The organism is Paenibacillus swuensis, assembly GCF_001644605.1.
GTDB lineage: Bacteria > Bacillota > Bacilli > Paenibacillales > DY6 > Paenibacillus_N > Paenibacillus_N swuensis.
In genome coordinates, this window is sequence record NZ_CP011388.1 from 2,030,664 (window position 1) to 2,049,727 (window position 19,064).

The 19,064-nt window shown below is 50.2% G+C and carries 18 protein-coding genes; all 18 read right to left on the reverse strand.

Annotated elements, in window-relative coordinates:
- Positions 1-13: 13 nt before the first annotated feature.
- The 18 genes from SY83_RS08890 to SY83_RS08975 all read right to left on the reverse strand — a co-directional run bounded on the left by SY83_RS08890 (position 14) and on the right by SY83_RS08975 (position 19,002).
- Entirely contained in the window at positions 14-901 is an 888-nt protein-coding gene (locus SY83_RS08890) for an ATP-grasp domain-containing protein (RefSeq protein ID WP_068605920.1), read from the reverse strand.
- An 8-nt stretch (positions 902-909) separates the two neighbouring features.
- Positions 910-1,083 carry a lysine biosynthesis protein LysW gene (locus SY83_RS08895; RefSeq protein WP_068605921.1) on the reverse strand — a complete coding sequence of 58 codons (174 nt, stop codon included), beginning with the start codon at positions 1,081-1,083 and terminating at the stop codon, positions 910-912.
- Between the two features lie 153 nt (positions 1,084-1,236).
- Positions 1,237-2,571 (reverse strand): LLM class flavin-dependent oxidoreductase, encoded by a 1,335-nt coding sequence (locus SY83_RS08900; RefSeq protein ID WP_068605922.1) that lies wholly within the window; start codon positions 2,569-2,571, stop codon positions 1,237-1,239.
- On the reverse strand, positions 2,568-3,110 hold the full coding sequence (locus SY83_RS08905; RefSeq protein WP_068611004.1) for a GNAT family N-acetyltransferase: 543 nt from the start codon (positions 3,108-3,110) through the stop codon (positions 2,568-2,570). The genes SY83_RS08900 and SY83_RS08905 overlap by 4 nt, the downstream gene beginning before the upstream one ends.
- Before the next feature lie 31 nt (positions 3,111-3,141).
- Positions 3,142-3,633, reverse strand: a complete 492-nt coding sequence (locus SY83_RS08910; RefSeq protein ID WP_068605923.1) for a DinB family protein — start codon at positions 3,631-3,633, stop codon at positions 3,142-3,144.
- The gene (locus SY83_RS08915) at positions 3,608-4,816 is read right to left on the reverse strand and encodes an amidohydrolase (protein ID WP_068605924.1); all 1,209 of its coding nucleotides are present in this window, start codon (positions 4,814-4,816) and stop codon (positions 3,608-3,610) included. The genes SY83_RS08910 and SY83_RS08915 overlap by 26 nt, the downstream gene beginning before the upstream one ends.
- 28 nt (positions 4,817-4,844) lie before the next feature.
- A complete protein-coding gene (locus SY83_RS08920; RefSeq protein ID WP_068605925.1) occupies positions 4,845-5,852 on the reverse strand; it encodes an LLM class flavin-dependent oxidoreductase in 1,008 nt (335 codons plus the stop codon).
- Between the two features lie 19 nt (positions 5,853-5,871).
- On the reverse strand, positions 5,872-6,624 hold the full coding sequence (locus SY83_RS08925) for an amino acid ABC transporter ATP-binding protein (protein ID WP_068605926.1): 753 nt from the start codon (positions 6,622-6,624) through the stop codon (positions 5,872-5,874).
- The gene (locus tag SY83_RS08930; protein WP_068605927.1) at positions 6,621-7,331 is read right to left on the reverse strand and encodes an amino acid ABC transporter permease; all 711 of its coding nucleotides are present in this window, start codon (positions 7,329-7,331) and stop codon (positions 6,621-6,623) included. Before SY83_RS08930 ends, SY83_RS08925 begins: the two co-directional genes overlap by 4 nt.
- Positions 7,331-8,110 carry an amino acid ABC transporter permease gene (locus SY83_RS08935; RefSeq protein ID WP_068605928.1) on the reverse strand — a complete coding sequence of 260 codons (780 nt, stop codon included), beginning with the start codon at positions 8,108-8,110 and terminating at the stop codon, positions 7,331-7,333. Before SY83_RS08935 ends, SY83_RS08930 begins: the two co-directional genes overlap by 1 nt.
- Before the next feature lie 49 nt (positions 8,111-8,159).
- On the reverse strand, positions 8,160-9,002 hold the full coding sequence (locus tag SY83_RS08940) for a transporter substrate-binding domain-containing protein (RefSeq protein WP_068605929.1): 843 nt from the start codon (positions 9,000-9,002) through the stop codon (positions 8,160-8,162).
- Positions 9,003-9,120: 118 nt separating this feature from the next.
- On the reverse strand, positions 9,121-10,101 hold the full coding sequence (locus tag SY83_RS08945) for a LysR family transcriptional regulator (RefSeq protein WP_331709998.1): 981 nt from the start codon (positions 10,099-10,101) through the stop codon (positions 9,121-9,123).
- Between the two features lie 159 nt (positions 10,102-10,260).
- The gene (gene shc, locus SY83_RS08950; protein ID WP_331709999.1) at positions 10,261-12,189 is read right to left on the reverse strand and encodes a squalene--hopene cyclase; all 1,929 of its coding nucleotides are present in this window, start codon (positions 12,187-12,189) and stop codon (positions 10,261-10,263) included.
- A gap of 127 nt (positions 12,190-12,316) precedes the next feature.
- Positions 12,317-13,531 (reverse strand): hypothetical protein, encoded by a 1,215-nt coding sequence (locus tag SY83_RS08955; RefSeq protein ID WP_197480007.1) that lies wholly within the window; start codon positions 13,529-13,531, stop codon positions 12,317-12,319.
- 144 nt (positions 13,532-13,675) lie between these two features.
- Complete coding sequence (locus SY83_RS08960) at positions 13,676-14,797, reverse strand: hypothetical protein (RefSeq protein ID WP_068605931.1); 1,122 nt, start codon at positions 14,795-14,797, stop codon at positions 13,676-13,678.
- A 129-nt stretch (positions 14,798-14,926) separates the two neighbouring features.
- Entirely contained in the window at positions 14,927-16,279 is a 1,353-nt protein-coding gene (locus SY83_RS08965; RefSeq protein ID WP_068605932.1) for a sugar phosphate nucleotidyltransferase, read from the reverse strand.
- 2 nt (positions 16,280-16,281) lie between these two features.
- Positions 16,282-17,808, reverse strand: coding sequence for a lipopolysaccharide biosynthesis protein (locus tag SY83_RS08970; RefSeq protein ID WP_068605933.1), 1,527 nt, complete (start codon positions 17,806-17,808; stop codon positions 16,282-16,284).
- Between the two features lie 21 nt (positions 17,809-17,829).
- Complete coding sequence (locus tag SY83_RS08975) at positions 17,830-19,002, reverse strand: glycosyltransferase (RefSeq protein WP_068605934.1); 1,173 nt, start codon at positions 19,000-19,002, stop codon at positions 17,830-17,832.
- Positions 19,003-19,064: the final 62 nt, after the last annotated feature.

Below are 19,064 nucleotides of genomic sequence, written 5' to 3' on the forward strand. Positions count from 1 at the left end.
TGACATCCTAAGATTAAACCGTAACATTGACCTTGATTTTGGTATCTATCTTCTCCTTCACATATTCTGCAATATGATGGGCGACATCCACGCCATGTATTTTCCAAGACTTCGCGAATTCGGGATTCTGATTCACTTCACATACGACGTAACACAGCTTCTGGTAATCGAAAAATAAATCTGCGCCGTAAATGCCTTTCCCTAATACGGCGACTAAATCACCGCAAATCGAGGCGATCTCGCGATTGATCTCGATCGGTTCGATCTCCGCCCCAAGATGCGTGTTCGTCTTCCAGTTCTCCGCTGAAACTCGGCGAAATGCGACGATCGGCTTTCGGCCCACAATCACGACTCGAATGTCGTGATCCCCTTTCTCGACGTACTCTTGCACGAGAACGGGGAACGATTGATGGCTCGGATCCACCGACTCCCTGGCAGCAATCCAGCCCTCCAGGCATTCCTTCCCCGTCACTCTGGCAATTCCCCGCCCCCATGATGAGGTTGCGGGTTTAATGACGCATAAATCCCCGAACTTCTGAAGAGCATCAAACAGCTTTGCGGGGGTAAAGACTACTTGAAACCGCGGCTGTGGAATCCCGTGTTTGTCGAACACGATGGCCTGATGAATTTTATTAGTGCAAATCGTAATGGCTTTGCCCGAATTTAACGTTTCCAGTCCGGCAAGCTCAAGGAGCTGGGTACGACTTATCGCATTTTTCTGAGAAAGGCATCGGATGAGAGCAACCCCGAAGGAAGGGACATCGGATGCACCGACGGGCAATTCCATGGAGTCCAAGTTCACTTGGACTCGGATGCCGAGACGACTCAGGTAATCCATGATCCGCCGCTCTTCTTCTCTTAGCTTCGTTACGCACAACAAGACCGTGCTGCTATTCTCCATGGAAGTACCTACTCTCCCCAAGTTTCTTCAATCTCTGGCGCTAATGCAATCGTGACGTTGCTCGCTTCAACTTGTACCTCATGTTCTTGGCCGCATGAATCACATTCGACGATTTCTCCCGTGGTTACGCGCGCTTCAACCTCAATGTCCGACTTGCATACGAGACAGCTTAATTCTGCCATACCCCTTGCACCTCCTATTTGTTTTGGAAAAATATTAATCCTTACAATTCCTATCAGTTTAATAAACTTAAACCTCTTTGAGCATACCTGATTCTAAGAGTTTTGAATAATAGAAGAAATCTATTTGCAAATAGAAGAATTCATGCGCTGCTGTTAACTATGCAGTTTCACCGAGGCGGACGTGTTGCGATTCACCGGAATTTGGAGCCCCAAGTGTTCCCTTAGTGTCTCTGCTTCGTACTCTGTCCTGTAAAGGCCGCGCTCTTGCAAAATCGGCACGACGAGCTCGACAAAATCTCGGAGCGAGCTAGGAAAAGGCGAACTGACAATAAAGCCGTCGGCCGCTTCTTCCTCATGCCATTGCTGAATCAAATCGGCTATTGTATCGGGAGTGCCGACGAACTGCCCCTTCGGCGCCGCGGCTTTCAACGCAACTTGACGCAGGGTCAGACTCTGTTCCCTCGCTGTTCTCTTGATCCGGTCTGTACTGCTGCGGAAGCTGTTGCTCCCGATGTCGCCCAGCTCGGGGAACGGATCGTCCAGCGGATAGCGAGAGAAATCATGGTGATCGAAAAATCGCCCGAGTACTTGCAAAGCAAGCTCGATGCTTACGAGGCCGGCGAGTTCGTCAAACTTCCGATCCGCTTCTTCTTGCGTACGTCCGATAATCGGCCCGATGCCGGGAAGAATAACGATATCGTCCTTCGACCTTCCAGCAGCTGCAGCGCGCGTTTTTACTTCCTTATAGAATGACTTGGCCTCTTCCATACTCTCATGCCCCGAGAAGACGGCATCGGCGCTTTGTGCCGCAAGATTTATGCCGCTTTCCGAAGATCCTGCCTGAAAGACGACCGGCTGCCCTTGCCTGGATCTGGCAATATTAAGCGGACCTTCAACCCTGAAATAACGGCCTTGGTGGTTCAGCCGATGCATCTTCTCCGGATCAAAAAATACACCTGTCTCCTTGTCCCGGACAAATGCGTCATCCTCCCATGAATCCCACAATCCGCGGACTACGTCCAGATGCTCCTCCGCTATTTGGTAGCGTTCGCCATGAGACGGATGTTCGTCCTTGCCGTAGTTTTTCGCAGAGCCTTCAAGCGGAGAAGTCACAATATTCCACCCTGCCCTCCCCCCGCTAATATGGTCAAGTGAAGCAAATTGTCTGGCAACCGTGAAGGGTTCGCTGTAAGAGCTGGATAAAGTGCCCACAAGTCCAATCTTGGACGTGGCGGAGGCTAACGCGGATAGAATCGTAAGCGGCTCGAACCGGTTCAGAAAGTGCGGAATGGACTTTTCATTAATATACAAACCATCGGCTATGAACACGAGATCGAACTTTCCGGCTTCCGCGGTCAACGCTTGCTCCTTATAGAATGGAAAGCTCACGCTTGCGTCAGCCGGGACTTCCGGATGCCGCCAAGCCGCCGCGTTTCCTCCCACGCCGTGGATCAAGGCGCCCAGTTTAATCGATTTACGTTTGCTCATCTCTTGCCTCCTATCGTACGGTCTGCTTCCACCAGAGAGAGCCGGTAGCTCTTCACGACCGAATCTCCTTTATGGATATCCTTATCGTCAGCGCGCTCGAAGCCAAGCCGTTCGTATAGTTGAACAGCAGATTGCATTACGTCGGACGTGTGAAGATATAAGGTGTCGGCTCCCCAAGTTCGCGAACGTTCAATCGTTTCAGCAATCAAAGCAGTCGCAATTCCTTGCCCGCGCGCTTGACGCGTAACCGCAAGCAGCCGCATGATCGGCGCGTGAATGTTTAGTTCAGGCAAGCCATATGCCGCATCGGACGAATGATACAGAAATACGCTGCCGAGTAGGGTTCCCTCTGCTTCGGCGAGCAAATGTGCTTTAACATTGGCGTCAATCAAGGAATTAGCGATATTCTCCTTGTAAGCTTCCCATCGTTCTCTTGATAGCAGCTGCTCATATTCGGCATATGCATTCTCAAGCACCTCCCTTACCGCATCGGTATCCGATGGTTGCGCATCGCGTATGACAATCGTTTGATGTGTCATCTCGGCCCACCCGCTTTCCCGAATTCGTTCGTCATACACCTCTCAAACCGCTTGAGGTTGTTTGCTCATTCCTAATTCTGGCGATCTGCTGCAAGTGATACTGCAGATGGGTGATAAACCCGCGCACCACCCCCGATAAGGTGACCGTCTCTCCTTTAGCGTTCGTTCCGGTCTTCTCCCAATCCTCCGGTTCAAGACGCAGGAACAGCTGGCTATTGTAAATTAGCAGTGATCTAAAAGCAGCAAGGATGTCGGCAGCCTCGCCTTTATTGGCTTTCTGTCCTTCCACCCAAGCATCTTGGGTGAAAGCGGGCAACCTCACCTCTGATTCGGATAAGATTTCTCTTATTCGGAAGGATACGATCAAGTTGTGGTCGGCCACATGAGCAAGTACTTCTGTTACGCTCCATTGATTCGGCGCGGCTTTCGCATGCAACCTTTCCTCTGATAAACCTTCAATAGCTTGTTCCAATTGGTCATATGTGCTCAAATACGTTTCAATATCGATCGCCGATTGGCTCATGATCCCGTCCACCTCTTCCTTCTGTATTAGTCTCTTGCTGGAATTGTTCCAGAGCGTCTAGGGCAAGAGCGGCGAAAAACGCTGCTCCATGCTCCAAAGCACGCTCATCTACATCGAATGCGGGATGATGCCACTCCTGCGGTCCTTCGGTTCCCAAAAAAACAAACAGTCCCGGCGTTTCTTGCAGATAGTAAGCAAAATCTTCACCTGCCGGGGAAGGGGCAGGCACGATAACGCGAAGACTGGTTTTCTCAGCCGATCTCACTGCAAGATCGGCCAAGTTAGTGTCATTGCTCACCGCTGGAGGCCCATCCAACCAGGTTACCTTAGCGCTTGCATCGAATGCGTTCGCCACCCCCGCGACAATATGCTCGAATCTCTCGCGCACGTTCTCCCTTATTCTTGGTTCGAACGTGCGCACAGTTCCTTCGAGGATCGATTTATCCGATATGACGTTCCAAGCGGTCCCGCTCTGTATACGGGTTACGCTCACAACGGCGCTTTCCAGCGCTCCCACGTTGCGGCTGACGATCGACTGCAGGGCGGTCACGATATGTGCGGATGCGACAATCGAGTCAACTCCGGCTTCGGGAATGGCCGCATGGCTTCCTCGGCCAAGCACTTCAATAATAAATCCATCTGCGGCGGCCATGATTGGACCGGCTTTGATACCGATCGTTCCCACAGTCAAATCCGGTTTGTTATGCAAGCCGAATATGGCCCTGACATCCTGAAGTGCGCCGCTTGCGATGACTTGTTGCGCTCCTTTCGCCTTCTCCTCCGCTGGTTGGAACAGAAACCGGACCGTTCCTTGCAACTCGCTCTCTCTCATCTTAAGCAGCATTGCGGCGCCTACGACGGCTGCCGTATGAAAGTCATGCCCGCATGCGTGCATCTTCCCTTTGTTCCGGGAGGCATATGGAAGACCCGTCGCTTCTTGAATCGGCAGCGCGTCGATGTCAGCCCGAATGGCAATGACCGGGCCTTCGCGCATTCCGCCGACTTCCGCGACTGCGCCCGTCTGCAGCGGATAATTCGCTATGCGGATGTTCGCCTCAGACAGCCATCTGAGGATGGTCGCCGTTGTTTCATATTCTTCATGGGACAGTTCGGGGTTGGCATGCAAGTGCCTCCTCATAGCGATTAATCTTTCCCCCAACGGCTCCAGCTTCAAGATACTCATGGCTCTCCTCCCTAGCTTTCATCACTCCTCACGTAACGGCCAATTCCTCAAAGGCTTCTTTCAGCAAAATAAGTGAACGCGCCCGTTTCTCGTAATCGCCGACCACCGTTGTAAACACGAATTCTTCAACGCCATATTGTTCGCTTAATTCCAATATACGGTCACGGGCCGTCTCTTTCGTGCCTTTCGTCACGTCGGCTTCACGCACTTCGGTCGTATAGGACTCCCCTGCTTGCCTTGCGAACTCTTCCGCCTGTTCAAGTGTGCTTACGTTAACAGTCTTGCCGCCGGCAAGCGTAACACGAACGCTTAAGAGATCGCTTGCGATGGCAGATGCTTCTTCTTCCGTATCCGCCGCGATGACGGATAACGCAAGAATCGCTTTGGGGAGCGTTCCCGAGCTGCGGTTGAATTTCGTGCGATACGTTTCGAAAGCTTGCCGTGCTGCGGCAGGATCGTTGTTAATGAATAGAGCGAACACGTAAGGCAAACCTCTTTCGGCCGCAAGTTCGGCGCTGGCCACGCTTGTGCCAAGCAAAAAGATATCCGCAGGATGGCTGGGCAACGGGCTTGCCAGCAGGCCGGCCAGCGAATGATCTTCGCTCAGCGGTCCTCTTAGGAAGAGTTGTAACGCCGTCAACTTCTGCTCCAGCTTATCGCTATTCGCCGTCTGCAAAGCGCGCGTAGACCGCGGCAACCCTCCCGGCGCGCGTCCAATGCCAAGCTCGACCCTTCCCGGTGCCAGCGTTGCCAGTACATTGAAATTCTCGGCAACCTTATAGGGCTGGTAATGCTGAAGCATTACGCCGCCCGAACCGATCCGTATCGATTCCGTCTGGGCAAGCAAATAAGCGATGAGTACCTCGGGGGACGATCCTGCCAGACGTTCCGAATCATGGTGTTCCGACACCCAGAACCGCTCATAACCAAGCGATTCCGCCAATTTGGCTAACTTGACCGTGTTATGCAGCGCTTCTGCAGCCGTCTGTCCAGGGAATATGATGCTTTGGTCCAATATGCCAAGCTTCAATGCCATTGATATCTACTCCTTGCGTTCATATGGAATACGTGCTCTCCGGAGCGAATCTCTTCAGGAATTGCTTCGTTCTCTCCTCCTTCGGCGATCGGAAGATGTCACCCGGCTTTCCCTGCTCCACAATCGTTCCGTTATCCATAAAGACCACATCATTCGCCACATCTTGAGCAAATCCCATCTCATGAGTAACGATGATCATTGTAATGCCTTCTTTCGCAATCTTGCGTATGACGGAAAGCACTTCCCCTACAAGCTCTGGATCAAGCGAGGAGGTTGGCTCGTCAAAGAGAATAACTTTAGGACCCAGCGCCAGCGCCCGAGCGATACCCACTCTCTGCTGTTGCCCACCTGACAACTGGCTCGGATAGGCGTCCAGTTTATCCCCAAGTCCTACTTTCTTAAGCTGCTCTACACTCCGAACCCTCGCCTGTTCCTTAGGCAGTTTATGTACGACCAGGAGCCCCTCCATGACGTTCTCCAGCGCCGTTTTGTGCCGGAACAGGTTATATTGTTGAAACACCATGGCTGTTTTTTTGCGCAAGTTATAGATGCCCGCTTTAGTCGGACGATTGCATTGAACTACTAAACCGTCAATTGAGATTTCCCCGTCGCTTGGCCTCTCCAAATAATTGATGCACCGAAGCAATGTCGTCTTGCCTGAGCCGCTGGGACCCAATATGGCGACGACATCTCCTTTCTCGACGGTCAGGTCGATCCCATGCAGCACTTGCTGCCGCCCATATGATTTTTTGATCTTAGAAAGCTTGATCATGTTACGCCTCCCCGGTTGTAAATCTGGATTCGCTTCTCAGCTATTGCGGTCAAACGCTCAATGAACAACGTCAGCCCCCAATAGATGAGCGCGGCAGCGATGTAGGATTCAAAAAACTTCCAGTTAGAAGAGGCTATAATCTGCGATTTGGCGTTAATGTCAACGACCGAAACGGTGAATACCAGCGTAGAGCCGTGGAGCATGCTGATCGTGCTATTGGACAGATTGGGCAGCATAATGGCGAATGCCTGCGGGAATACAATTCTGCGTATCGCTTGGGACGTTGTCATTCCGACCGAATAAGCCGCTTCGATCTGACCCTTGTCGACCGCAAGCATACCCGAGCGCACGACTTCGGATAAATAGGCACCCGCTGTGATGGAGAATGCGATCAAGGCAAATCCGATCATCGGGATCGACACCGAACGGAAAGACCAGTCGAAATGCACGCATACGGCATCAATGACAAGGGGAAGTCCGAAATACACCAGCAGCAGATGGGTTAACATGGGTGTGCCCCGGATTAGGGTGACATAACCGACAGCGGCAGCATTCAAAAAGGGTACTTTGTTGATTCTTATCAAGGCTACGGCAGAGCCGATGACAAGTCCGCATAAGACGGAAACCGCGGTAATGGCAAGCGTGGTCGGAATGGCTGACAGCAATTGAACCAGCGCCGACCCTATGAAGGATAAATCAATCTTCATTACTGCGCCTCCTTGCTTCGCCATTTCAATACGGTCCTTTTACGGAGAAACGATAGGGTTGGCGAAGGGTCTTTCGTTAAACCCGCAGCTAGCGGCTCATGGCGCAGAAGCCTCATCTCGATCCGGTCGAACAGCTTCTGCAGTGCAAAGCTGATGATGAAATACAGCGCCGCGAGAGAGATATAGATTTCGATAAATCGTTGTGAAAGTGTCCCCATCGTTTGGGCTTTCCCTGTAATGTCCATAATACCGAGCGTGAAGGCAAGCGACGTGTCCTTCAGATTGCCGATGACGATATTGCCGAATACCGGAACGGAGATCGACATCGCTTGCGGAAGGACGATCCGGCTGAATGCCTGATATCCGTTCATCCCGACAGCGTATGCAGCCTCCACTTGCCCGCGGTCCACCGCCGCAACCGCTCCGCGGATGAGTTCTGCAATGTACGCGCCGCTATGAAGAGAATAGGTAAGAATAACGAACACCAACGCAGGTGTTCTCGTAACGTCGAGTTGAACCAGCTTAAGCACTTCAGGAATACCATAGTAAAATAGGAATAGTTGAATAAGAATTGGTGTGCCTCGAAAAAACGAGACGTACAGTTGTGAAAGCCTCCTCAGGATCGGAATGCGGTATAACTGGGGTAGCGCAACGAGAAGCCCGACCAGAGTTCCAATACCTATGGAGCTTCCTACGATTAGAAGCGTAACCTTCAAGGACGGAAGCAATCTGTACAAATATTCGAATACGTAGGCAATCTCAAATTGGTGTTGACCCATCGGTTTGTTTTCACTCCTCCAGCCGTACTCGCATGCTGCTTACGACCTGTTATTTCGAGAAATCTTGGCCAAGCCATTCTTCGCTGATTTTTTTCAACGTACCATCCGCTTTTAGCTCTTTAATTGTAGTATCGATCGCTTCAGCCAGCTTCTTGGATTCCGGATCGTCCTTGCGAAACACGTATTGGATGTTGCCTTCGTTCAGAGGTTCCCCTACCGTCTTGAGTTTTCCTTGCGGATCTTTGATCGGGAGCAGGAAGTCGGCGCCAAGAGTGGCATACGCCCGCCCAGACGTAATCTGCAGCACTTCGTCGTTAGCGTCGTTCTGCTGGTAGACGATATCAATATCTTTCTCATTCTCCTTGTTATAGTTTTCCAACAACTGAGCCTGTGCGCTGGTTGGACCTATGAGTACCTTCTTGCCTTGCAAGTCGTCCAGTGACTTGATCGGATCGGCGTTATCCGATGCTACGATGATTTTGTTCCGCCAATACGCGTACGGCTCTTGATTAAAATCAAATTTTTGTTCACGCTCCGGGTTTTTCTCGAAAAGGTGAGCGGCGATATCAACTTTCTTGGTCTCAAGACTAAGTAAAATGTTTGAGAACTCTAACGTTTGAAACTCGAATTCATATGCTTCCAGCCTTTTGTCGATTTCGCGAATCAGTTCTACATCAAAGCCGGTCAAATTGCCTTTATCATCAAGGAATGCGACTTGTTCAAAGTCGTTCGCCGTACCTACGATAATTTTCTTGGCGGTTTCACCCTCCGCTTTGCCGTTCGCGGTTAAGCTGTCCGCTTTGACGCTTGCGGATTCATTGGTGTTGCTGCCGCATGCAGAAGTAAGAAGAGCCAAAGCAAGCGTGAAAATAACTAACGTAAACTTTTTCATTGTAAAGACCTCCATGTTTTTTTAATTTAATGCCATTATTCCTACTTGTTAAGTATGAATTATGAGTTGAACTAACTGTAGCATCTTGTTTCGCATATGGATAATAGAGAAATTCAATCTATTTATATAACAATTCAATATGATTTCTTTTGTCATACAACTCTTTGCCTATACGCATCATCGCTTCGATAAAGGGGGTATGCTTTCCATGACAAGACACGATGTTCGTCTGCAAGCTTATGATTTCCGATTCTTGCAATCGAACCGGTACAAGCTTCCCGCTTCTTACTTCCTCTTGAGCGCATAGGCTGGGCAGGAAGCTGATGCCCGACTTCAACATGACCAGTTTCTTGGCTGTCTCTGAATTATCCGTAAGGTACTGGATATTCGGGGGATAATCTAGGTTTCCGAACATCCGGTGTACTCGCAGCCAATCTAATGCTCCGCATTCAAAAAATACCAGCGGCTCCGCGGCTATATCCTCAATCGTGACCTTATCCATGGACAGAAACGGATGTTCCTCGTAGACATACAATCGAATAGGGTCCTCATAGAACGGGGTAGATTGCAAAATGGGATGGCTTATGTTACGGACAAATCCGATATCGACCTCTTTGTTGACGACCTTGCCTATCATATCGTCGGTTGTGCCTGTAACGAGTTTAAAATGGGTGTTTGGAAACATGGGCTTCAGCCTTGAAAGGACACCTGGAATCGTATAGTTGGCCACCGAGACCGTACACCCGATTTTAAGTTCTTCCGGCAATGATTTCTTCTGATTGACATGAAGTCTGCCCTTTTGATAAGTCATCAAGATCTGTTGCGCGTAGGGCAAAAACCTCTTCCCTTCTTCCGTTATCTGAATTTGTTTGCCAATGCGGTCGAATAGCTTACAGTTCAACTCGCGCTCCAAGGACTGAATCCTTGCGCTTACCGACGGTTGTGATAAGAACAGGATATCGGCTGCTTTGGTATAACTTCCATAATGGATGATGTATACGAAAGCTTCGATATTATCAATATTAATGGTAGACACCTCCGGTTCGTATGATAGATTTGGTCCGAATAAAACAAAAGAGACCTCCGCAATCACGGCCATGAAAGAGGAAGTCTCCGGTGATCCGGTAGACGCAATATTCGAGTATATTCGCATCCTATTATTCGGTTTCTCTTTATATCATACTTTTCCGATTAAATTACTTGCATTTATATTAGGTTACCATATTTATACAAATAATGTCAATTTATTTTTAAAGCATCAGCCAAACTTATCCCGATACTTCACCAACGTAATCAGCGGCCAAATGTAGTTATAACTCTCATAGCGGATATAAAAGTTCCCCGGCAATCCCGCGCCGGTCGGGTACGCTGTCGCATCGCCACCTTGGTCCATGAGCGCAAGCAAACACCGCAGTCCAGTCGTTATTTCGAGCGATGGGGTGTCGGCATAGGAAATGAGCGCATCCAGAGTCCACGCCGTATGGGAGAGAGTACTGCTGCCCAAAGCCGCGTATTCCCTCTTCACATCACTGCGGCACGATTCTCCCCATCCGCCATCCTTATTCTGAATATCGCGCAACCATTGAATCGCCTTGCTTACAGGGGCCTGCTCCCGGTCTGCACCAACCGCCGCCAATCCTGTCAACGCCGCCCAAGTTCCATATATGTAGCAAATCCCCCATCGGCCGTACCAAGAACCGTCTTCCCGCTGAGCTTGCTTCAGCCAGTGAATCCCGCGTTTCACGAAGGCATGCCGCAGATCCAAACCGCAGGTCTCCCCGAGAAATTCCAGCGTTCTACCGGTCAGATCCGCGGTGGAAGGATCAATTGCCGCTGATTTGGCGCCGTCTATAGGAACGTATTCAAGCCATTTATTTGTTCGGTTCCGTTCAAAAGCGGGCCACCCGCCGTCCTTATTTTGCATGGAGAAAATCCATTGTAATCCTCTGTTCCAGGCCTCCAACCGCTCTGGAGAATCCGATGTTCCCGACTTCAATGCTCTTAGAGCCGCCGTTGTATCATCGACGTCCGGGTGTATGGTGTTGGAATCGGAGAATCCCCATCCTCCTGCTACAGGTGTGCTCACCTCCTGGGCCCAATCGCCAAGCTTATGCTGTTGTTTGGACAACAGGTAGGCGTTCGCGCGAACCAGCGTGTTATCGAAGCGGCTGACTCCGGCTTGTTGCAGTGCATGAGAAAGTAAAGCTGTATCCCACACCGTGGAAGGAGAATTCTGAAGTATGAGCCCGACCTCTGTGTCATACAACATGCTCTTCAACCCTTCAATCGCTTTGGAGATCCGAGGATCATCTTTCGCATAACCCAGCGACATCAAGGCGAAGATCATGAGGATGGTCGAAGTTGCGTAACTGTACAAGGTACCGTCCGGCTCGATTCGCTCTAACATATATTGCTCCGCTTTCGTTACGGCCGATTGATGAAGCTGTTCCGGGAGACCTTGAAGTTGGTAGATCCCGTATTTTAAGGATGAAAGGAATGGGATTTCTCTGGAATCGGCGTTCTGAAACTTTGAAATAGAATTCAGGAATTGCAATGCGTAGTCTTCGTCCAACTCGTCTTCCCTGGGAATGGAACCCGCAGGCTCCCGCAATTGGAGTGGATAAGGGGACTTTATGATAAACTTCTTGTTCGACAGCAGCAAAATAGGGGCAAGATGCACTCGAGCGTAGGAAGAAAATTGCCCGAAATGCAGTGGACCCGCCGGGGGTAACAACAAGATCTCGAGAGGAATGGAAACCGACAATGGCCAGGCGACTTGACCGGTTACAGCGAGCATCACTTTGGAAAGGACATTGGTTACGTTGCCGAGTCCCCCTGCCCGCATGATGTACTCTTTGGCCTGAACCAAGGAGGCATCGGTCGGTTTACTGTACCCGGACACGAGCAAAGCGTAATAGGCATCGACGGTAGCGGACAAGTTTCCTTTCTCACCCGGATACAACTGCCAATATCCATCCGCATGCTGCAGGTTCAGTATGGTTTGATGCAACTGCCGCAACAGTTTCTCATTGGGATAGTCGAGCATTTTCAGTAAAATTAAGAAGTAAGCCGACGTTGATGTGCCGTTGTCGAAACAAAGGCGCCATGTCCCGTCGGCTTGCTGTAAGTGCATGATTCGGCTTACGTAGCCTTTTATGGATTGCTCCACTGCTGCCTCAATATTCACGATGCCCTTCAGCCCTTCCGTCTTTCCGTCTATCTTTTAATTTATGATGACGGGCTTGGGCGACATGCGGCGTTTATTTAAAGACAAAAAAGACTGAGCGGGGCTCAGCCTTTGGGACAACTTGAACTTAATCTTTTAACTGATCCAATAATGCTTGTAATTTAGCATAATAAGCAAGATAGATTTGTACGCGCTCTTCTCTTGTTTTGGCTGCTTTCAGATCTTTGCTGAGCTGTTTGGCCAATTCGTTGATTTGAGCAAGAATCTCCTCATAAGTAGGCTTCTCTTCGCCTTGTCCCGGTTTCTCATTCGTTAGCGTAACAGCTCTTTCAGCCAGCGTACGGTCAAGGAGTTTGGCGACAACCGTTACCGTACCGGTTTTGGCCTTCTTATCAATGGTAACAATCCCTTTGTCGCTCAGTTTCGCCGTAGGGGTCGTTCCCGCTTTCACGGACCATTCAACGAATTGCGACGGGGCTTCTTTATTCGAGACGTTCAAACCCAACTCCACACGGGTTCCGTTGCTGCTGGTTTTCTTCGTGATGATTTCAGACTCGGTACGGATCACCGCGAACATCATCGCTCTGGATGCTGCGACTCCATTCGGGATTCGTGCTTCAAAATTAGTAAACGTCTGAACAAAGCTAGGCAACCAGTTGTTGGAATAGCTGTCGTAGAATTTCATTACTTTACCGACAACATTGCTCTCTACATTAGGTTGCTTAAGTACTTGTTTAAAAACACTAACAAGAAACTGTTTTTTAGCCGATTCATTAGATAGGAGAGCGTAGATCTCCGGCAAAGATAGTTTTTGGATTTGTTGTCTGATGACCGGCTCGACCCCGGTATAAGACTCGTTTCCGAAGATGAACTCGGCGAAGTCGGAGACCTTGATATTCTGATCAACTCCGGCTTTCGCCGCAAATTTACGCGCGGTATCATTGAATTGATTCGCGGCGGCAATGCTCTCAAGCTCTCTGCCGTCTCCATAATACGTGATGGCAAGCACCTGAATGAAACCTACGATATCTTCCCGAATCGCTTGATACTCCTCAGGTTGAAACAGCGGTTTTACAACATTCCATGTCGGATTAATTAAATTCAAGTCGGTTGGTTTGGCAGGATCAATCGTACGAAGTTGATCTCTCGCCGCTCTGACATTCACTAAATCCTGCGGATAATCCACGGAATTCGCGATCAACGCCGTGCGGATCTCATTCATCTTGGCGGTTATGGCCGGATCAATAAATGTTGCCGCTGCGGATACTTCACTAGTCCAGCCTGTCTTTACGGACAAATCTTTCACTCCGAGGGGAGCCACGGTTAAAACACTCGCTGACATACACACGGTTAACAAAGACGCTGCTACTTTTTTACTTAGATTCACTTACCAATCACCTCAACTTTAATTTAATGGTGTTGCAATGTGAGCTTACCTAGTGTTATATAGGCATCATCCCCCTCATTAATGTCCTGCTGGAGGAACCTATTTCATGAGAGAGGATAGTTGTGCTGCTGCGCTTGCTTGCATATTGCTTTTCTCTTCGCTATACTCTGCGCGCCATCGTCCCATAGAAGATGTGCTCCAGCCATTCGCCTTATATTCTTTGTTCGCCTTGCTCATAATGGACTCGAATCTGCCGTCACAAGAACCTTCAGCCGCCGCAATCTTAGGCAAATATTCACCTTGGAGTTTCTTCATTGACAGTCCCCCGCCACCGGCTTCGGACTTAATTTGACCAATCAGCGAGCTGCTCTTGCTGCGGCAACTGGAACGTAATGATGATAACTGAGACTCATATTTACGGTCTGCCGCTTTTTTACCCGCGGTTGTCCCGGTCTTTGAACCAGAACCAGACGGCTTGGCAGTCGGCTTGACGGGCTTGGTTGAAGCTTGCACTGTAGAGCCTTCGGGTTTGCCTGACGAAGCCACGTTGTGTTGGTCCTTCTCTTCGGTTTGTTTCGATGAATCAGCGCCAGACTTATCCGTGGTTATGGAAGTTGCTGCGGTTGTTCCGCCTTCGGGCTTCTTCTTTTCCAGATCCGCCTTGATCTTAGCGCGTTCCTTCTCGTCATAAACCCCAACCAATTCAATAGGATAATTCGGGTCCAGAATCACCAAACCTTTGCCATACTTGGTAGTTACGGAACGCAAAGCTGTAATTTCATTGTCATCCAACTTTTCCAGCAACATTTCCCGCATCTCCAACTTCTTGGCATTGGACAGCTTGTCGGTTGCCTTACCTTGCAAATACATAATTTCTTTCAAGCTTAATCCCGATTTAAGCAAAATCGAAGCGACATCCATCGCATCCTGCGTTTCGATGGGCTTATCCGTTAACTGCCCCGCCTTATGAACCGCGCCTGTAAGAGGCTTGGGCACCGCGGTTCCGCTGCTATTGCCCGTTGCCCCGCTTGCGGCTGCTTCTTTGTTCCGATTCAGAATGTCCCCTGCGGATATCGACTGAAGCTGATAGTACACATAGCCGGCTCCGCACAAAACTAATAATGCCATGGTTGAAATTCCGCCGATTACCCAGCGTTTCCATACACTTGAACTTTTGCTTGCTTTTGCTCCTGAATTGACGCGTTTACGTTTCTTCATCATGTTGTATGCCCTCCAGTATCGCATTTGATAAATCCAAAAGGACGCCCCTTGATCTCAGGTGGCGTATCGCCATCAGACCTTGGGGCTGTCATCCTTGATTTCGCGAATGCGTCCGAAGCTTCGCTTCCGCTAACGCTGAGCGGCTACCTGCCACTCTTCATGTAGTTCTACCGTCTCATCGCTGTAGTGAGCAATGCCGGTCTGGACAACGATAATTTCCAGATCTTCCAATGCCTTTACGCTATGCAGCGTTTTCTTCGGGATATGCACAACATTCCCCGGGGTTAGTTTCATGTAATTGCCGTTATACACGAATTCAGCTTCACCTTTTACGACCGTCCATACTTCATCCACAACCGTATGCATTCTGTAACCGAGGTGGCATCCGTCTTTAATCCCGATTCTTTTCGTTAATACCCCGTAACCGCCGCTGTATTCCTTCGTGTCGAGAATGCGGCTCCAGCCCCATTTTTTCTCCTCAAATCGAGGAATTTGTTTCGTCTTCATAATTTCTTTCACTTTATGGCTCTCCGATTTCGCGGATACCAGAATGCCGTCCGGGCTCGCCGCCACAATGACATCATCCAGTCCGATGACCGTAACCGGAATATCCAGTTCATTCAGTACATGCGTATTGCGGCATTCGTGAACTTGGACCTCTTCACCGAGCGTGTCCGAGGACATCTCTTCTGTTAATGTGTTCCACGTACCTAAATCTTTCCAATATCCGCTGTAAGGAATAACCGTGATGTTGTTGACCTTTTCCACCACTTCATAGTCAAAGCTGATTTTTGGCAACACATCATAATGCTTAAGCAACTCTTCATACTGAATCGGCACTTTCTTCTCAATCAAGGTGTCAATCATGAATCCCAGCTTGAAGGCGAACACGCCGCAGTTCCACAGGGCATTCTTATCCATCAGCATCCGGGCTGTACGGTCATCCGGCTTCTCAGCAAACCGGGCTACTTTGCGATAGGCGGATTCTTCCCCCTCCTCCGGCACAATGTAACCGTATTTCGTGGATGGATATGTAGGGTACACACCCATCAACGCAAGGTCTGATTCCGTCTGACGCAGCGCCGGCTCCAGCTCCTTCAATTTGTAGAAAAATTCATCCTCCACATAGGGATCCACCGGAAGAACTACAACAACTTCATCCAAGGAAACGGATTGTGCCGAATACAGATAAGTAGAAGCTAAGGCAATGGCAGGAAACGTATCTCTGCGATCCGGTTCTACAATCAGAGGAACCTCTTCACCCAGTTGACTGCGCAAAATTTCCACTTGAGTGGAGCTGGTGGCGACCACCGCTTCTCCGCCCAAACCGCAGGAGCGGATCTGCTCCCATACGCGTTGTACCATGGACACCGAATCCCCTTCCGGGGTTTCCAGTACTCTTAGGAACTGTTTGGAACGCGCATCGTTGGACAAAGGCCATAACCGGCTGCCGGATCCGCCTGATAACAGTATGATTTTCATCTCTATCCACTCCTTGACGGTTTCATAGTTTTGCGTTTCAATTTCGTGTACACGTTGGCTTTCTCCTCAGCCGACAGCCCATACCGCCAAAAGGCGGGAACAAATGTGATGGCCGAGGTAACTGATAATGCAACAAGCGACAACAGGAATTCTTCTGAACCCACAACCTGATATACCCCGTAAGTAGCTGCGAAGGATACCGCAATGGCACCCAATGTGCCCCAGTAAGTTCGGGAGAACGGCGTAAATCCTAACTTCTTATACACAATGGCAATCAAGGTTACCTTGAAGAAAATGATGCCGAGAGCTACAGCAAGCACGGCGCCCAGCAATCCCCACAGAGGAATGAGCGTCAGGCTTAGTGCCGTGACTAAAGCAACCTGGCCAATCGTTGTGTAGACTACGATTTTCTGACTGCCTGTCATCATCAGCAAGTACTCGCAAGAGCCTGAAGCGGCGTTGATCAACTGAGCTACCGCCAGCAATTGCAGCGCGTAGGCCGCTGTGGCGAATTGCTCGCCGAACGCGCTCATGATCAGTTCCGCACCGATAATGGCTACAATGGAAATCCAGCCGCCTGTCGCGAAAATCCACTTTGTGATGCTCTTATACAACCGGCTGATCGCATCCATGTCCTTCGTCAGATACATCGTTGCGATCATTGGCGCGAACACCATCTCCAGCGAGCGAAGCGTAAAGGCGATTAGGGCCGCCGTTTGTTGCGATGCCCTGAAGTAACCGAGAAATTCGGCCGCCAGGTAAAGTCCCATGATCAAGGTGACGACAAACGGCGCAATCTGGTTCAGCATCTGGATGGACATGAACTGCGGCGCCAGCTTGATCACTTCGACATCATGCCGTACATCCTTCCGGCGAAACGACAGCTTCGTTGAGGACATCACCCAAGCTCCGGCAAACAGACATGCGAGCACGAAACTGGCCAGATAGCCCCACAGGACGAGTTCGCCGGAATCCCTGAACCAGAGAAGGAACGCGCACAGCATCAGGAAGAAACTGACCGGGCGAATGACATTCTCCGGGAACGTCGAGCGAAGGAATTGGAAATTCGCCTGATTCACAACCCTGGAGTAGACCACCACCGCCTGAAACGGGATGGACGCCAGCATGATGTAGAAGAACATCCGGATGGAACTGGAACTTTCGAACATGCCGCCAAGATAAGGCGATGCGAGCCACAACCCCGCGAGGATCAATAACGATGCGCCGAACGTGTAAGCCAGAGCTGTAACGAGTGTGCCGTTGCTGTCCCGGAACACGCCGCCTTCTCTTCGCTTGGGCAGCAGTACCAGCAGCGTGTTCTCCATGCCCACATTGGCAAAAATGTAAGCGATGGCTAGCAAATTGATGATAAAGCTGTAAATCCCGAAATCATTAATATCGAGAATGCGGGCCACCAACACCAGGTTGACGTATCCGAAAAAAGCACTGACTACGCGGGTTATCGTATTATAAGACGCGCTGCGTACGACCGAGCCTGATCCCGGTACTTTTCGCCCTTCCTGTTCCATGATGACGCACTCCTAAAGGTTTTATTGTCGGGCGGCGCTTGGTTCTAAAGCAAGCTTGCCGCGGTCCGTCTGACGCAGATCGTCCGCGTACATTCGCAGCATACCGCGCGTATTGTTCTTAATGTTGAAGTGCTCTTCGATGAAGCGCTTCGCTTCCGCCTTGATGGCAGCTTTCCGTTCCGGTTGGCTGAGCATCTCCCCGATGACATCCGCAAACCCGGAGGTGCTGTCCACAATAAATCCGTTCAACCCTTGGCGAATCGGATCAATATTGCCCGGCGCCCGGTTCACGATTACGCAGGTCTGCAAGTACATGGCCTCCAATACCGTAATCGGCAACCCTTCCCAGAGGGAAGTTTGCAGATAGATATCGGTATTGTTATCCATCTCGCGGATCGCCTCTTCGTGGCGAACCCAGCCTGTAATGCGAATGCGGTCTTCCAGACCGTATTCTGCAATGCGGGCACGTACGTCGCCTTCCAGCTCGCCGCCGCCAATCCAGAGGAAATCTGCATCAATACCCCGGTCTTGGCAGGCTTTGGCGACTTCAACGAACAAGAGCGGATTCTTCTGCTGGGACAATCGACCGCAAGATACGATCTGCTTCCTGGTTTCAGGACTTGCCCCGCCAGGTTGGCGCTTGCTCTCCAGCATTTCAATATCAATACCGGTATCGATCTTCACGATCGGCGCCCGTAAGGAAACCTCTTCCGCGGCGGATGTTTCCGAATCGGAGATGGGTACTACGGTAGTGCTGCGATTAAAGAGCACCGCCATCCGCTCAAGCATGAAATATACTTTGCGGGCGGCCGGACTCTTCACAATCTGCAGAAACGCATACCCATGGGGGGTATAGTAGGTTGGCGTTTCGCTTCCGCGAACGGCCAACCTGCCGATGAGACCCGCAAAGCTGGAATGATAATGAACGATATGCGGCTTCTCCTGCGCCAACACCCGTTTCACATCCGCACCGTATTTCCAATAGGCGAGCGGGCTGCTTCGCTTGAACTGAAGCTCCGTTAGTTTTACCTTCGGCACGAACATGTTCCGCAAAGCCTCAGGAGGTGGTGTCTGCTCTCTGCGGCAATACACAAGCACAATTTCATGACCCTCTTGGGCCATAAAATTAGCTTGTGTCTGCAGGTAAGTCAGCACACCGCCGCCCAGACATTCCGATAACATAACAATCTTCATAACGTTATCTCCTCTCTGACCGCTAAAATCGGTCGGTGCTCAGAAGTTTCAGTTGCCTCTGG

Coding starts and splice junctions, on each gene's coding strand:
- SY83_RS08940 (WP_068605929.1), bottom strand. CDS start 9,002: ATGAAAAAGTTTACGTTAGTTATTTTCACGCTTGCTTTGGCTCTTCTT.
- SY83_RS08965 (WP_068605932.1), bottom strand. CDS start 16,279: ATGAAAATCATACTGTTATCAGGCGGATCCGGCAGCCGGTTATGGCCT.
- SY83_RS08935 (WP_068605928.1), bottom strand. CDS start 8,110: ATGGGTCAACACCAATTTGAGATTGCCTACGTATTCGAATATTTGTAC.
- SY83_RS08960 (WP_068605931.1), bottom strand. CDS start 14,797: ATGATGAAGAAACGTAAACGCGTCAATTCAGGAGCAAAAGCAAGCAAA.
- SY83_RS08970 (WP_068605933.1), bottom strand. CDS start 17,808: ATGGAACAGGAAGGGCGAAAAGTACCGGGATCAGGCTCGGTCGTACGC.
- SY83_RS08890 (WP_068605920.1), bottom strand. CDS start 901: ATGGAGAATAGCAGCACGGTCTTGTTGTGCGTAACGAAGCTAAGAGAA.
- SY83_RS08915 (WP_068605924.1), bottom strand. CDS start 4,816: ATGAGTATCTTGAAGCTGGAGCCGTTGGGGGAAAGATTAATCGCTATG.
- SY83_RS08975 (WP_068605934.1), bottom strand. CDS start 19,002: ATGAAGATTGTTATGTTATCGGAATGTCTGGGCGGCGGTGTGCTGACT.
- SY83_RS08930 (WP_068605927.1), bottom strand. CDS start 7,331: ATGAAGATTGATTTATCCTTCATAGGGTCGGCGCTGGTTCAATTGCTG.
- SY83_RS08910 (WP_068605923.1), bottom strand. CDS start 3,633: ATGAGCCAATCGGCGATCGATATTGAAACGTATTTGAGCACATATGAC.
- SY83_RS08895 (WP_068605921.1), bottom strand. CDS start 1,083: ATGGCAGAATTAAGCTGTCTCGTATGCAAGTCGGACATTGAGGTTGAA.
- SY83_RS08920 (WP_068605925.1), bottom strand. CDS start 5,852: ATGGCATTGAAGCTTGGCATATTGGACCAAAGCATCATATTCCCTGGA.
- SY83_RS08925 (WP_068605926.1), bottom strand. CDS start 6,624: ATGATCAAGCTTTCTAAGATCAAAAAATCATATGGGCGGCAGCAAGTG.
- SY83_RS08955 (WP_197480007.1), bottom strand. CDS start 13,531: ATGTCAGCGAGTGTTTTAACCGTGGCTCCCCTCGGAGTGAAAGATTTG.
- SY83_RS08945 (WP_331709998.1), bottom strand. CDS start 10,101: ATGGCCGTGATTGCGGAGGTCTCTTTTGTTTTATTCGGACCAAATCTA.
- SY83_RS08900 (WP_068605922.1), bottom strand. CDS start 2,571: ATGAGCAAACGTAAATCGATTAAACTGGGCGCCTTGATCCACGGCGTG.
- SY83_RS08905 (WP_068611004.1), bottom strand. CDS start 3,110: ATGACACATCAAACGATTGTCATACGCGATGCGCAACCATCGGATACC.